This window comes from Mesorhizobium sp. M0317 (assembly GCF_040321555.1).
Classification (GTDB): Bacteria; Pseudomonadota; Alphaproteobacteria; order Rhizobiales; family Rhizobiaceae; genus Mesorhizobium.
Map to the genome: position 1 here is coordinate 1 of NZ_JAMYRV010000062.1, position 13,262 is coordinate 13,262.

Sequence of the window (13,262 nt, forward strand, 5' to 3'; positions counted from 1 at the left end):
ATCGACCGACAGCGCCAGTGGCTTCTGCGCCAGGATCGCCTTGATGTGAGGCTGCTTCAGCGCATGGCGGATCAGCGCCGGCTGCAGATCGGGCGGAAACGCCAGGTCGACGATCTCGATCTCGGGATTCTCGATCAGTTGTTCCGGTGTGTCGTGGACGGTCGGAATGCTCCAGCGTGCAGCTACCTTCTCGGCACTGGCCTTGGTGCGCGAAGCGATGGCGACGACTGGGAAACCGGCCTGCGCATAGGCGGCAAGATGGCATTCGGCCATGATCATGCCGGCGCCGATGCAACCGATCCGGTATTCGCTGGTGCGAACCCTCACATCCGGCTCGAAACCCTGGCCTGCCATCCATTCCTCCCTGGAGGACGGATATAACGCCATGGCCCGTCGATCAGCCAAGGTCCGCTCCATCAATTCCCATCAGAACGATGCCGGGGTGACGGTGCGAACTAGTTTGCGGCAATCAGCACAGTGCTTTCCGGCGACCAGCTGAGCATTACATTCTGGCCCTCGGCCAGCCGGTCACTGCCGGTATTCTGGACGATGACTTTCAACGTCTGGCCGGCGCGCTCGACGAAATAGGTGCTGTTGTTGCCGGCGAAGATGCGCTTGGAGACTTGCCCCTTCAGCGTGTTGGCATTGCAGCTCGATGCCCCGGCATCGGTGGCGATACGAATGCGTTCGGGTCGCACGGCGCAGCTGGCCTTTGTGCCGGCGGCAAGCCGATCACCCACCCCGGCGGCAATCGCCGTGCCGTCAGGCAGGCGGATGCCGTCGCCGGTCGCATCGCCACGAAAAATGTTCGCGTCGCCAAGGAAGGTGGCGGCGAATTCGCTCTTCGGCCGGTCGTAGATTTCCTCCGGCGGCCCTTCCTGCACGAGCTTGCCGTCGCGCAATATGCCGATGCGGTCGCTCATCGTCAGCGCCTCTTCCTGGTCGTGGGTGACGAAGATGGTGGTGATGCCGATCTCGCGCTGGATGCGCTTCAGCTCGATCTGCATGTCGACGCGCAGCGCCTTGTCGAGCGCGCCGAGCGGCTCGTCGAGCAGGAGCACGCGCGGCTTGGTGACGATGGCGCGTGCCAGCGCCACACGCTGGCGTTGGCCACCGGAGAGCTGGTGCGGGCGGCGCTCGCCGAGCTTGCCGAGTTGGACGAGATCGAGCGCGCGCTGCACTTCAGTGGCGATCGTCGCTTTCGTTTCGCCGCGCACCGACAGGCCGAAGGCGACATTATCGGCGACGCTCATATTGGGAAACAGCGCATAGTTCTGGAACACCATGCCGATGCGTCGCTTTTCGACCGGCACGCGTTCCACACTCTCACCGCCAATGGTGATGCGGCCAGTATCGGGAAAGTCGAAGCCGGCGATCTGGCGCAGCAGCGTGGTCTTGCCGCTGCCCGAGGGGCCAAGCAGCCCATAGAAACCGCCATCGGCGAAATCGATGGAGACGTCGTCCAGCGCCTTGTGCGCGCCAAAACTGCGGGAGACGTTCGATACCTGCACGCCGGCCATTATTTCTCTCCGCCGAATTTGAAGAAGCGCGCCGTGAGCAGCATCAGCGCCATCGACACGACGATGATGATGGTCGAGACCGCGTTGATCTCGGGCGTGAACCCCTTGCGGATCGCGGCGTAGATTTCGACCGGCAGCGTCGTCTGGCCCGGCGTCGCCAGGAAGTAGGAGACGACGAACTGGTCGAACGACACGGCAAATGCGAACAAGCCGCCGGCAATGACGCCGGGCATGATCCACGGCAGCGTCACACGCCTCGTCACTTGCCACTGGTTGGCGCCGAGCGAGCGCGCCGCCTCTTCCAGCTCCGGTGCAAAAGTCTGCAGCCGGGCCGAGACGACGACGATGACATAGGGCAGCGCCAGCGCCACATGGCCGAGCAGGATGGCGAACAGGCCGCGGCCAATGCCGACGCCGAAGAAGAAGATCAGCATCGCCGTGCCGGTGATCAGCCACGGAATGGCGATTGGCGGAAACAGCAGCGCCTGCAGCACTTTCTTGCCGCGGAAATCATAGCGGAACAGCGCTAGCGAAGCGGCCGAGCCAAGGACCACTGAGATGAGCGTGGTGATGACCGCGATCTCGAGGCTGTTCCAGGTGGCCGCGATCAGCTGGTCGTTCTGCCAGAGCGAGGCATACCATTCCGTCGTCCATTCGAACGGCAATTGGTAGAAGGGCGAGACGTTGAACGACATCAGCGCCATGATGATGATCGGCAGATAGAGGAAGGCGAGCAGCAGGAAGATGTAAAACCGGCCCAGCCCTTGGAGGATGCGGGTGGTCTTCATCACGCGGCCCTCTTCAGCACCGGCGAGGCAACTGCGAGGATGACCAGCACGACGGCGAGCAGGATGAACGACAATGCCGCACCAAGCGGCCAGTTGAACACGGCGACGAACTGGTCTTCGATCACCGTGCCGTAGAAGGTGCCGGTGCGACCGCCGAGAATGCGCGGCTCCATGAACGAGCCGACGACCGGCACGAAGATCAGTGCCGCACCTGCCACCAGGCCGGGCATAGACAGCGGGATGATCACCCGCTTCAGCACCTGCAGCCGCGAGGCGCCGAGCGAGCGCCCGGCCTCGATCAGCGAGTCGTCGATTGCCTGCAGCGTGAGATAGCAGGTCAGCACCATATAGGGCACGTAGGAGTGCACCAGGCCGATGATGATTGCGGGATAGGAATACATCAGGTCGATGTTGATCTTGAACGGCAGCACGGCATTGAGCGCCGTGTCGAGGATGCCGCCCTCGCGCAGCACCATCGCCCAGGAGAAGATGCGCACCAGCCCGTTCGACCAGAACGGCAGGATGACCAGCAGGAAGATCGCCTCGCGGCTGCGCCCCTTCAGCACCTTGGCCAGCACATAGGCGGCGGGGTAGCCGATGACGACGCACCACAAAGTCACTTCGAGGCCGAGCCGCAGCGAAGCGAGCAGCAGCGTCAGGTACAGGCTCTGCGAGAAGAAGGCGGCGTAATTGCCAAGGGTGAACGCCCACGGCTTTCCCGACAGCGGCAGGTCGGTCATGAAGGAGAAGAATACCATGGCCGAGAGCGGCAGGAAGATCGCCACCGTCAGCCAGAGATAGGCCGGCGCCAGCAGCGGCAGGGCCGATCTCAGCCCGCTGCGCGACGCGACCGCACCCTGTACTGCCATGATGATACCCTCCTCCCCAGGATTGAAGGGCCAGCCGGCGCGAACCGCCGGCTGGTCCCGACGTGAGCGTTACTTCACGTCGACCTTGAGCTGCTGCCACAGCGCCAGATAGGCCTCGCGCTGCGCGTCGGTGATCGGCGCCTGGAACTGGATGCGCTTGGCCACCTCGGGATCGCCCATCACCTTGCGGTTGAAGGAGTCTTCAGGCAGCGCTTCCACGGCCTTGGTGTTGGCCGACACCGGCGCGCCGACCTTGGTGACCCATTCGACATAGAATTTCGGATCGATCATCCAGTTGATGAAGGCCTGCGCACCCTCGACATTCTTCGAGCCCACCGGGATCGAGAAGGCGTCGAGCCAGGCGACGGCGCCTTCCTGCGGAACCACCAGCGAGACCGGCAGCTTGAAATGCGTCTTGGCGCGGTCGGCCGAGCCGCTCCAATAGGTGCCGATGTCGATCTGGTTGGAGGCGACCATCTGGTTCCAGTCGTTCTCCGAGCTCCAGAAAGTCTTGATCTGCGGCATCAGCGAGGTCAGCTTCGCCTTAACTGCTTCCATATCCTTGATGTCGTTGATGTTCTGGCCGGTGGCGATGGCGCCGAACTGCACCGCTTCGACAGCGTCGTCGCGAATGACGACCCGGCCCTTATGCGCTGGGTCCCACATTTCGGCGATCGAGGTCGGCGGCTTGTCGAAGGATTTTTCGTTGATGGCGAGCGCCGTCAGCCCCCACACCCACGGCACGCCATAGACCTTGCCGTCATGGCTTAGCATCGGCGACCCGGCCTTGTCCTTGCTGATATCGGCATAGTTCGGCAGCTTCGAGACATCGATCGGCTGGATCAGCTTTTCGGCCATCGCCTGATCGTTGAAGGCGGCGTTGATCATGACCACGTCATAGAGGCCCGGATTGGTGCGGATCTTGGTCAGCATTTCCTGTTCGGAATTGAAGAAGTCGTTCACGACCTTGTTGCCGGTCGCCTTTTCGAAGGCTTCGATCGCCCACGGCTCGTCGGCGCCGTAGCCCTTCCAGTTGAGCACATGCACTTCGGCGGCACTGGCGGCCAGCGTGAGCGCGGAGGTTATGACGGCGGCCGCCGTCAGCAGGGCAGTCAGTCTTGGCATGCGCATGTTCGTTCCTCTCTTGTTTGCCCGCTTGGCGGGTCAGGCTGTCTGATGGGCCTTCTGGTTCTGGCCTGGCGCGCCCGTCGCGGCCTGGCTCAGGAAAGTCTGGATCTCGCTGTCGGTCGGCGCCGATGACCCGCCATGGCGGGTGACCGAAAGTGCTGCCGCCGCATTGGCATAGCGCGCCGCCTCGAAGGGAGGCACGCCGCGTGACAATGCACTGACGAAACCGCCGATATGGGTGTCGCCGGCGCCATTGGTGTCGATGGCATCGACCTTGAAGCCGGCAATGGTCTGCGTCTCGCCGTTGACCAACCGCACGAAACACCCCTTGGCGCCGGCGCGGATGACGACGCCTTCGGCCTTTGGGCAGTGGTCGGCGAGCAGCCGGGCGGCGAGTGCCTCGACACCGCCTTGCCCAGCGATCTCGACCGCTTCCGTCATGTTGCAGCTCAGCCATGTCGTACGGGCAAGCACCCGCGACAGGATGGGACGTGGGATATCCGCGATGACCGGCGTTGGATCGAAAACGAAGGGAATGTTTTCTGGCAGTGCCTCGATCCAGTCGGTCAGCGCGTCGCGGCTGCCGGAATAGCTCAGCGTATAGCCTGACGTGAACACCCAATCATCAGGCGCGACCACCACGGGCCTCATCATCTCGAGGCTGAGAATGCTCTCCGCACCGGGCCACGACACGAAGGTGCGCTCGGCATCTCCGGAGATCATGGCGACGCAATTGCCGCTGTCCATGACCGGCGATGGCGACGTCAGCGTTGTGATGCCTTCGGCCGCAAATGCGGCGCGCAAAAAATCGCCATTCGGTCCGCTGCCGAGCTGGCCGCCGAACACCACCGTCATGCCGGTGCGGCTGGCCGCGACCATCATGTTGAAGCCGCCGCCGGCGACCTGCGCAAAGCTCGACGCGGTCTTCTCGCAGCCCGGGGCCGGCAAGGCGTCGATGCGGTAGACATAGTCGACGACGGCGCTGCCGATATGGACCAGACGCCCACTCATGCCGCGGCATCCTTGCTGGCCTTTGCCGTGCGCGCCGCGAGGAGGTCTTCGGCAAGCGAGCGCACCTCCGCCATATCTATGCCGACGAGCCTGGCGATGTGTTGTTGCGGCAGTTGCGAAAAGCCGACGCAGGCGCCGGCCATGCCTGAGGCAATCGCGCCGATCGTGTCGGTGTCGCCGCCGAGATTGGCGCTGATGATTGCCGCTTGCCACGGATCGCCCTGCGCGACTTCAAGCACGGCGAAAGCTGCCGGCACGGACTCCTGGCTGGCCACACCGGTGCCGACGAGATCGGTGATGAGCCCGATCGCATCCCGCATGGTCTTGCCGCGCACGAGCTCCTGCGCCCAGGCGATACGCGCGGCGATATCGCCACCAGTCACCCAATGTCCGAGCCGGGCGCCTCGCCGCGCGGCTGCTACCGCGCTGTCGGAAGCGGCACGCCAGTCGCCACCGGCGACGCCGTGGCTGGCGGCGGCGGCAACTGCTGCGGCCGAAGCGATGGCGATCGAGGTGTTGTGCGTGGCACGGCAAGTTTCGGCCACCTTGGCGACGAAAGCGTCGAGCGGTTCCAGCGGCATCATGATTCCGACCGGCGCGATGCGCATGGCCGCGCCATTGGTGTCGCCCCGGCTTCCCGCCTCTTCCGCCGGCACGCCGTCATTGATGGCGTCGATGGCGCGTTTGGTCGACGGTCCCAGCAGATCGTAGCTGCCGCGCGCCTTGACCTCGCGCTCCCAGTCGAGCAGCGCGTTGACCCAGCGCGCATGGTCGAAGCGGTCGCCGGATTCGACCAGAATGCGGCCGAGCAGCAGCGCCTGTTCGGTGTCGTCGGTGACGGTGCCGGCCACGAGCCCCTTCGACACCGGATGGTCGGCGAAGGGCGCCACGAAATCCTCGACATGGCCGTAAAGTTCGGCAATGCGGGCCGGCGACAGAAGCTGCGTCGGCATGCCGAGCGCATCGCCCAGCGCCCCGCCGACAAGCGCGCCCATGGCGCGATCGAGAATGGTGTTGGTGCTGTTTGGCATCGCTCAAAACCTCATATGCAGCGCGAAATGCGCCGGGTTGAGCAGGCTGGTTACATATTCGATCGGCCGGTCGTCAGCCGCACGCGTCAGCCGGCGTCCGCGCAGGAACGGCGTGCCTTGCGGGCAGCCGAGAATGGCGGCGTCTTCGGCGTTGAGCATCTCGATGCCGACCCATTCCTCGCCATGGTCTGGAATGAGACCGGCGGCGCGCAGCGTCTGGTGCAGCGAGCCTTCGCGCAGACCGCGCAGCGGCACGTCCTCCAGTTCGGGCGACAGCGGCAGGCGGCTGCGTTCGATGGAGATCGCATGGCCGTCACTGGCATTGGTGCGCACCCGGTCGACGGCGATGAAGAACGGGCTTTCGATGCCAAGCAGCGCGGCAAGATCGGCATCCTCGATCACTTCAAGCCGCAGCGTCCGCGTCTCGGCATTGGCGCCGGCATTGGCCAGCGCCCGCGACCAGCCAATGCTGTCATCGACCGGCTTGCCGTCGAAAGTGACGAAGGAGCCGATGCCGACCTTGGTCGTGATCAGCCCACGGCTGGACAACTCCTCGAGGCCCTTGCGGACCGTGTTGCGGCTGACGGAAAAGCGCTGGACGAGTTCGTTCTCGCTTTGCAGGCGGTCGCCGAAGCCAAGCACGCCGGAGCGGATCTCATGTTCGAGAACGGTGGCGATCTGCTCGGGCTTGCCCGTGCCGGGAGAAAGTTGAACCGCGCGCCGCCTCATATGGGTACCTGTTCAATAAACCTGTATAGTCCTGTTCGATATTGGAGTTGAAGGGCGACGTCAACGATATTTAGATTCACGCATATGCATTGTGCTCAGGTGCCCCGGGCATCGTTTGTTCGCATGGCGACGCTAACCGCGCAGGGCGTCCCGTCCCGAGACAGAGCGGGGGCAGCGCTTCCCTCAGGCGATTAGCCTTGCGCTCACACGAAGAAAAATTCCTCAATCCGTTGCTTGGCCGTCCGCAGCGCTGGCAGGATATCCCGCTCCATCGCCTCGACGGAGAACCGCGCCGACTGCGTCGAGACGTTGATCGCCGCCACGGTCTTGCCGGCGCGGTCATAGATCGGCACCGCTATCGAGCGCAGGCCAAGTTCCAACTCTTCATCGACGACGGCAAAGCCATCCGCTCTCGCCGCGTCGATGGCCTTGGCCAGCGCGGCGCGGCTGGTGATCGTCTTCGGCGTGCGCCGTTCGATCCTCGCCTCTGCAAGCAAGGCCTTCAGCTCATCCGCGCCCAGCCCCGCAAGCAGGACGCGCCCCATCGAGGTGCAATGCGCCGGCAGCCTGGTGCCGACATCGAGCGAAACGCTGAGGATGCGGCGGCCAGGAATGCGCGCGACATAGACGACTTCCTCGCCCGACAGCACCGCCGCGTTACAGGCCTCGTCGAATTGGCCCGCGACGTCGCGCATGATGGATGCCGCGAATGTCCACAGCGAGGCGCCGCCGAGCCAAGAGCGCACGATGGCGAGCAGGCGCGGCGACAGCGAAAACTGCCGGCCGGATTGCGTGGCATAGCCGGTGGCGGTCAGCGTCAGCAGGAAGCGACGCGCGCCGGCGCGGGTCAGCCCCGCCTCCTCCGCCATTTCGGTCAGCGTCATCCCGGCCGGATGCCGGGCCAGTATCTCCATGACTGCAAGGCCGCGCTCCAGCGAGCCGACATGGTCGCGCGTCTTTGCCTTGTCCTCCATGCGGCCTCCGCAAGACAATGCGTCGCCTTGACTCGTCTCGGCGGCGCGATGTAAAAATATCTCATACAAAACAAATGTTCGCAATACGAACTTTTTCAACTTCGGAGTTCTTGGCGATGGTCAATTTCCTGCCGCTCAAACAGGCCGTGGCTGAGAACCTGCATGATGGCGATACGGTCGCCTTCGAAGGCTTCACGCATCTGATCCCGACGGCGGCGGCGCATGAGGCCATCCGCCAGGGCTTTCGCGACCTGACGCTCATCCGCATGACCCCCGACCTGATCTACGACCAGATGATCGGCATGGGCATGGCCAAGAAGATCATCTTCTCCTATGTCGGCAATCCCGGCGTCGGCCTGCTGCGCCGCGCCCGCGACGCCATCGAGAACGGCTTCCCCCGGTCGATCGAGATCGAGGAGCACAGCCATGCCGGCATGGCCAACGCCTACGAGGCGGGAGCTGCCGGCCTGCCTTGCGCGGTGTTCCGCGGCTATCGCGGCGCCGGGCTGGCGGCAGTCAATCCCAACATCCGCTCGGTCACCTGCCCGTTCACCGGCGAGGTGCTTGCCGCCGTTCCTTCCATCCGACCGGACGTGACCTTCATCCACGCTCAGAAGGCCGACAAAAAAGGCAATGTGCTGGTCGAAGGCATTATCGGCATCCAGAAGGAAGCGGTGCTCGCGGCCAAGCGCGCCGTGGTGACGGTAGAGGAAGTCGTCGACAATTTCGACGACCTGCATCCCAACCTCACCGTGCTGCCGCGCTGGACCATCGCTGCGATCTCGGTGGTATCAGGCGGTTCGCATCCCTCCTACACGCACGGCTACTATGCCAGGGACAACGCCGCCTATCTCGAATGGGACGACATCGCCGCCGACCGTGAAAAATTCCAGACCTGGATGCAGGCCAATGTCCTCGAGCGCACGGCGGACGATTTCGCCGGCCGCGTAAAGCATCTGAGGAGCGCGGCATGAGCGGCTTTACTCCCAATGAGATGATGACGATTGCCGCCAGCCGAGCCCTGAAAAACGACGATGTCTGCTTCGTCGGCATTGGCGCGCCGTCGGCCGCCTGCAACGTCGCGCGACTGACGCATGCGCCCGACATCACGCTGATCTATGAAAGCGGCACCATCGGCACCGCGCCCGATGTTTTGCCGCTGTCGATCGGTGACGGCGAACTTTGCGACACCGCCGTCACGACCGTCTCGGTGCCGGAGATGTTTCGTTACTGGCTGCAGGGCGGCCGCATTTCGATCGGTTTCCTCGGTGCCGCCCAGCTCGACAAGTTCGGCAACATCAACACCACTATCATCGGCGACTATGCGCATCCCAAGACCCGCCTGCCCGGCGGCGGCGGCGCGCCGGAGATCGCCACCTCGTCGAAGGAGATCTACATCACCAAGGCGCAGTCCAAGCGCGGCATGGTCGAGAAGATCGACTTCTTCACCTCCTTCGGCCATGGCGATGGCGGCGACCATCGCCAGCGCCTCGGCATCGAGACATCAGGGCCGACGCTGCTGATCACCGACCTTGCCATCTGGAAGCCAGATCCGGTGAGCAAGGAATTCACCGTGGTGTCGTTGCACCCCGGCGCAACGCGGCAGCAGGTGCAGGACAGCTGTGGCTGGATCGTAAAGTTCGCCGAGGCGCTTGACGAAACGCCGGCGCCGACGGAACTCGAGCTGACGACATTGCGCGACCTGCAGGCCCGCACCAAGGCGGCGCATGAGGGAAGCGGAAAAGAAAAGGCCGCATGACATGACCGAGGCATTCATCTGCGATTACATCCGCACCCCGATCGGCCGTTTCGGCGGCTCGCTGTCGTCGGTGCGGGCCGACGATCTTGGCGCCATCCCGCTGAAGGCGCTGGTCGAGCGCAATGCCGGCATCGACTGGCAGGCTGTCGACGACGTCGTCTATGGCTGCGCCAATCAGGCCGGCGAGGACAACCGCAATGTAGCCCGCATGTCGCTGCTCCTGGCCGGACTGCCGAAGGAAATTTCAGGCTCGACCGTCAATCGCCTCTGCGGTTCCGGCATGGATGCGCTCACAATTGCCGCCCGCGCCATCAAGGCGGGCGAAGCCGAGTTGATGATCGCCGGCGGCGTCGAATCGATGAGCCGCGCGCCCTTCGTCATGCCCAAGGCCGAGACCGCCTTTTCACGCCATGCCGAGATCCATGACACCACGATTGGCTGGCGCTTCATCAACCCGCTGATGAAGAAACAATATGGCGTCGATTCCATGCCGGAGACCGGCGAGAACGTCGCCGAGGACTTCCAGGTGTCGCGCGCCGATCAGGATGCGTTTGCCGTGCGCAGCCAGGACAAGGCTGTCGCGGCACAGGCCAATGGCCGGCTGGCGAAGGAGATCGCCCCGGTGACGATCCCACAGAAAAAGGGCGATGCGATTATCGTATCGAAGGATGAGCATCCCCGCGCCGGCACCACGGTCGAGTCGCTGGCCAAATTGCCGACGCCGTTCCGCGAGGGCGGCACCGTCACCGCCGGCAACGCGTCCGGCGTCAATGACGGCGCCGCGGCGCTGATCATCGCCTCCGAAGCGGCTGTGAAGAAATATGGCCTGGCGCCGATCGCACGCGTCCTCGGTGGCGCTGCTGCCGGCGTGGCGCCGCGCATCATGGGCATCGGCCCTGCCCCGGCGACACAAAAGCTCTGCGCTCGCCTCGGCCTGACACCGCAGCAATTTGATGTCATCGAGCTCAACGAAGCCTGCGCCTCCCAAGGCATCGCCGTGCTCCGCCAACTCGGCATTGCCGAGGACGCGGAGCACGTCAATCCGAATGGCGGCGCCATCGCGCTTGGTCATCCCTTGGGCATGTCGGGCGCGCGTATCACTGGCACCGCGGCACTGGAACTGCGCGAGCGCAGCGCCCGCTATGCGCTCGCCACCATGTGCATCGGCGTCGGCCAGGGCATCGCGGTGGCGCTCGAACGGGTTTGAGTTTGCACCGCCCTTAATAGGGCAAACCGACATAGTTTTCAGCCAGCGCGGTCGACGCCGCTTGCGAATGCACGAGATAGTCGAGCTCGGCTTCCTGGATGCGCTGGCCGAACTCGCCCGTATCGGGAAAGCGGTGCAGCATCGTCGTCATCCACCAGGAGAAGCGCACCGCCTTCCACACTCTGGCCAGCGCCTTGGCTGAATAAGCGTCGAGCCCGCTTGGTGATTTGTCCAGATAGAATTCGCGAAGCCCGGCAAAGAGATAGCGCACATCGCTGGCGGCGAGGTTGAGCCCCTTGGCGCCCGTCGGCGGCACGATATGGGCGGCGTCGCCGACCAGGAACAGCCGGCCGAAGCGCATCGGCTCGGCGACGAAGGAGCGCAGCGGCGCGATTGATTTTTCGAAGGACGGGCCGGTAACGACCGCGGCTGCGGTCTGTTCCGGCAGGCGACTGCGCAACTCGTCCCAGAAGCGATCGTCGCTCCAGGACTCGACCTGTTCGTCAGCGGGGACCTGCACATAGTAGCGGCTGCGATGCGTCGACCGCATCGAGCACAGCGCAAAGCCCCGCTCATGGTTGGCGTAGACCAGTTCGTGATCGGCCGGCGGCACTTCGGCCAGCACGCCGAGCCAGCCGAAGGGATAGGTCCGCTCGAAGGTTTTCAGCGCCCGCCCAGGCGCCGATTTGCGGCTGACGCCGTGATAGCCATCGCAGCCGGCGATGAAGTCGCAGTCGATGCGATGGCTGACGCCGTCCTTGTCGTAGGTGACGTAGGGCGCTTCGCCATCGAAACCATGCAGCGCGACGTTGGCCGCCTCATAGACGGTGGTCAGCCCGGCCGCCTCGCGCTTGTCCATCAGATCGTGCGTCACTTCGGTCTGACCATAGACGGTGACATGCTTTCCGCCGGTCAGTGCCGTGAGGTCGAGCCGGTGCAGGCCGCCGCCGAACGCAAGCGAGATGCCGGCATGCAGTAGGCCCTCGGCATGCAGCCTTGCAGCTGCGCCCGCCTCTTCGAGCAACTCGACGGTGCCTTGTTCGAGCACCCCTGCCCGCACCCGGCCAAGCACATGCCCCCGGCTCGAACGTTCGAGGATCACCGTCTCGACGCCAATGGTGCCGAGAAGCTGGCCGAGCAGCAGCCCGGACGGTCCGGAGCCGACAATGACAATCCGGGTGCGCATCAGTGTCCCAGGCTTTCGATCTGTCCGGCGAGTTCCGCGGCGAGCCGTAGCGCGGCCGCGGTCGCAACCGCCATCTGCGGCAAGAGCAGCCATTCCAGCGTCCAGGCAGCACCGGAGCGCTCCTGCTCATGCACCAGCGCCTGGTGGATGCCGGAAAGCTGGGTGGCGTTGAAGCGCGCCAGCGTCACCAGCACTTCCGCCTTCACCGGGTTCTGCTTGTGCGGCATGGCCGACGAGCCGCCGCCGCTGGACAGCTTGATGTCGGTTCCACCTTGCGCCATCAGCGCAACGTCCTGGCCGAACTTGCCGAGGCTGCCGGTGATGAGCGATAGCAGCCCGGCGAATTCGGCCAGCGCATCCCGCTGGCTGTGCCATTGCGGCGCGTCGCCAAGGCCGAGCTTTGCGGCAAGGGCCGCGCGCACGGCAGGTCCATTGTCGCCCAGCTTCTCCAGCGTGCCGGCGGCGCCGCCAAACTGCACCACGACCAGACGCTTGGATTGCTCCGACAGTCTCTGCTGATGCCGTTGCAGCGGCGTGCGCCACACCACCACGCGATCCGACGCCTGAATTGGGATCGCCGGCTGCATGCGCGTCATCGCTGTCAATGCACGGCTGCCAAAACGTTCTTCCAGCCCCACCAGCCGCAGAATGTTTTCAGTCAGCAGCAGGTCGAGATGTTCAATGAGCCGGCGCAGCCGAAGCACCAGGCCAGTGTCGATGACGTCCTGGCTGGTTGCGCCGAAATGCACGCCGGCGTCGTGCGGCGCGCCGACCGCTGCCTTCAACTGGCGCACCAGTTCGGGCACGATCACGCCATCCTTCGCCACACCGCCCCGCAGCCGCGCGGTGTCCGGCTTGTATGACAACAGGACAGGTATAATCGCCGCGGCGGCATCCGTGCCGATAATCCCGCTTTCGGCTTCCGCTTGCGCCAGCGCGCGCTCGAAATCGAGCATGGCGGCGATTTCCGCATCCACCGAAAAATGCCGAGCCGCCTCCTCGTCGCCGAGCAGGCCGGAGAGCAGCGGATGGTCGAAGGGCGATACGGTCATGTCATTGG

At 64.5% G+C, this 13,262-nt stretch carries 14 protein-coding genes; 3 read left to right on the forward strand and 11 right to left on the reverse strand.

Annotation, left to right across the window (positions count from 1 at the left end):
• The 9 genes from NKI88_RS29375 to NKI88_RS29415 all read right to left on the reverse strand — a co-directional run.
• Positions 1 to 354: Gfo/Idh/MocA family protein (locus tag NKI88_RS29375; RefSeq protein WP_352658926.1), on the reverse strand; the 354-nt coding region annotated here is incomplete at its 3' end.
• 101 nt (positions 355 to 455) lie between these two features.
• Positions 456 to 1,520 (reverse strand): ABC transporter ATP-binding protein, encoded by a 1,065-nt coding sequence (locus tag NKI88_RS29380; RefSeq protein ID WP_352658928.1) that lies wholly within the window; start codon positions 1,518 to 1,520, stop codon positions 456 to 458.
• On the reverse strand, positions 1,520 to 2,308 hold the full coding sequence (locus tag NKI88_RS29385; RefSeq protein ID WP_023687933.1) for an ABC transporter permease: 789 nt from the start codon (positions 2,306 to 2,308) through the stop codon (positions 1,520 to 1,522). Before NKI88_RS29385 ends, NKI88_RS29380 begins: the two co-directional genes overlap by 1 nt.
• A complete protein-coding gene (locus NKI88_RS29390; protein ID WP_023702159.1) occupies positions 2,308 to 3,177 on the reverse strand; it encodes an ABC transporter permease in 870 nt (289 codons plus the stop codon). The genes NKI88_RS29385 and NKI88_RS29390 overlap by 1 nt, the downstream gene beginning before the upstream one ends.
• 69 nt (positions 3,178 to 3,246) lie before the next feature.
• Entirely contained in the window at positions 3,247 to 4,308 is a 1,062-nt protein-coding gene (locus NKI88_RS29395; RefSeq protein WP_352658931.1) for an ABC transporter substrate-binding protein, read from the reverse strand.
• Between the two features lie 33 nt (positions 4,309 to 4,341).
• On the reverse strand, positions 4,342 to 5,316 hold the full coding sequence (locus NKI88_RS29400) for a PfkB family carbohydrate kinase (RefSeq protein ID WP_352658933.1): 975 nt from the start codon (positions 5,314 to 5,316) through the stop codon (positions 4,342 to 4,344).
• Complete coding sequence (locus NKI88_RS29405) at positions 5,313 to 6,347, reverse strand: ADP-ribosylglycohydrolase family protein (RefSeq protein WP_352658935.1); 1,035 nt, start codon at positions 6,345 to 6,347, stop codon at positions 5,313 to 5,315. Before NKI88_RS29405 ends, NKI88_RS29400 begins: the two co-directional genes overlap by 4 nt.
• Before the next feature lie 3 nt (positions 6,348 to 6,350).
• Positions 6,351 to 7,076, reverse strand: a complete 726-nt coding sequence (locus NKI88_RS29410; RefSeq protein ID WP_352658937.1) for a GntR family transcriptional regulator — start codon at positions 7,074 to 7,076, stop codon at positions 6,351 to 6,353.
• A 203-nt stretch (positions 7,077 to 7,279) separates the two neighbouring features.
• Entirely contained in the window at positions 7,280 to 8,050 is a 771-nt protein-coding gene (locus tag NKI88_RS29415; RefSeq protein ID WP_023690763.1) for an IclR family transcriptional regulator domain-containing protein, read from the reverse strand.
• 116 nt (positions 8,051 to 8,166) lie between these two features.
• On the opposite strand from NKI88_RS29415, the gene NKI88_RS29420 reads away from it, so the two are divergent.
• The 3 genes from NKI88_RS29420 to pcaF are packed head-to-tail and all read left to right on the forward strand — an operon-like array spanning position 8,167 to position 11,016.
• Positions 8,167 to 9,024 (forward strand): CoA transferase subunit A, encoded by an 858-nt coding sequence (locus tag NKI88_RS29420; RefSeq protein WP_023685266.1) that lies wholly within the window; start codon positions 8,167 to 8,169, stop codon positions 9,022 to 9,024.
• Positions 9,021 to 9,809 carry a CoA-transferase subunit beta gene (locus NKI88_RS29425; protein WP_352658939.1) on the forward strand — a complete coding sequence of 263 codons (789 nt, stop codon included), beginning with the start codon at positions 9,021 to 9,023 and terminating at the stop codon, positions 9,807 to 9,809. Before NKI88_RS29420 ends, NKI88_RS29425 begins: the two co-directional genes overlap by 4 nt.
• 1 nt (position 9,810) lies before the next feature.
• Complete coding sequence (gene pcaF / locus NKI88_RS29430; protein ID WP_352658941.1) at positions 9,811 to 11,016, forward strand: 3-oxoadipyl-CoA thiolase; 1,206 nt, start codon at positions 9,811 to 9,813, stop codon at positions 11,014 to 11,016.
• 13 nt (positions 11,017 to 11,029) lie between these two features.
• On the opposite strand, the gene pobA is transcribed toward pcaF, so the two are convergent.
• Together pobA and NKI88_RS29440 are read right to left on the reverse strand one after the other, a co-directional pair.
• Positions 11,030 to 12,202: a 4-hydroxybenzoate 3-monooxygenase gene (gene pobA / locus NKI88_RS29435; RefSeq protein ID WP_352658943.1), complete on the reverse strand. Its 1,173-nt coding sequence runs from the start codon at positions 12,200 to 12,202 to the stop codon at positions 11,030 to 11,032.
• Complete coding sequence (locus NKI88_RS29440; RefSeq protein ID WP_352658945.1) at positions 12,202 to 13,254, reverse strand: 3-carboxy-cis,cis-muconate cycloisomerase; 1,053 nt, start codon at positions 13,252 to 13,254, stop codon at positions 12,202 to 12,204. Before NKI88_RS29440 ends, pobA begins: the two co-directional genes overlap by 1 nt.
• Positions 13,255 to 13,262: the final 8 nt, after the last annotated feature.

Coding starts and splice junctions, on each gene's coding strand:
- NKI88_RS29380 (WP_352658928.1), bottom strand. CDS start 1,520: ATGGCCGGCGTGCAGGTATCGAACGTCTCCCGCAGTTTTGGCGCGCAC.
- NKI88_RS29385 (WP_023687933.1), bottom strand. CDS start 2,308: ATGAAGACCACCCGCATCCTCCAAGGGCTGGGCCGGTTTTACATCTTC.
- NKI88_RS29390 (WP_023702159.1), bottom strand. CDS start 3,177: ATGGCAGTACAGGGTGCGGTCGCGTCGCGCAGCGGGCTGAGATCGGCC.
- NKI88_RS29395 (WP_352658931.1), bottom strand. CDS start 4,308: ATGCGCATGCCAAGACTGACTGCCCTGCTGACGGCGGCCGCCGTCATA.
- NKI88_RS29400 (WP_352658933.1), bottom strand. CDS start 5,316: ATGAGTGGGCGTCTGGTCCATATCGGCAGCGCCGTCGTCGACTATGTC.
- NKI88_RS29405 (WP_352658935.1), bottom strand. CDS start 6,347: ATGCCAAACAGCACCAACACCATTCTCGATCGCGCCATGGGCGCGCTT.
- NKI88_RS29410 (WP_352658937.1), bottom strand. CDS start 7,076: ATGAGGCGGCGCGCGGTTCAACTTTCTCCCGGCACGGGCAAGCCCGAG.
- NKI88_RS29415 (WP_023690763.1), bottom strand. CDS start 8,050: ATGGAGGACAAGGCAAAGACGCGCGACCATGTCGGCTCGCTGGAGCGC.
- NKI88_RS29420 (WP_023685266.1), top strand. CDS start 8,167: ATGGTCAATTTCCTGCCGCTCAAACAGGCCGTGGCTGAGAACCTGCAT.
- NKI88_RS29425 (WP_352658939.1), top strand. CDS start 9,021: ATGAGCGGCTTTACTCCCAATGAGATGATGACGATTGCCGCCAGCCGA.
- pcaF (WP_352658941.1), top strand. CDS start 9,811: ATGACCGAGGCATTCATCTGCGATTACATCCGCACCCCGATCGGCCGT.
- pobA (WP_352658943.1), bottom strand. CDS start 12,202: ATGCGCACCCGGATTGTCATTGTCGGCTCCGGACCGTCCGGGCTGCTG.
- NKI88_RS29440 (WP_352658945.1), bottom strand. CDS start 13,254: ATGACCGTATCGCCCTTCGACCATCCGCTGCTCTCCGGCCTGCTCGGC.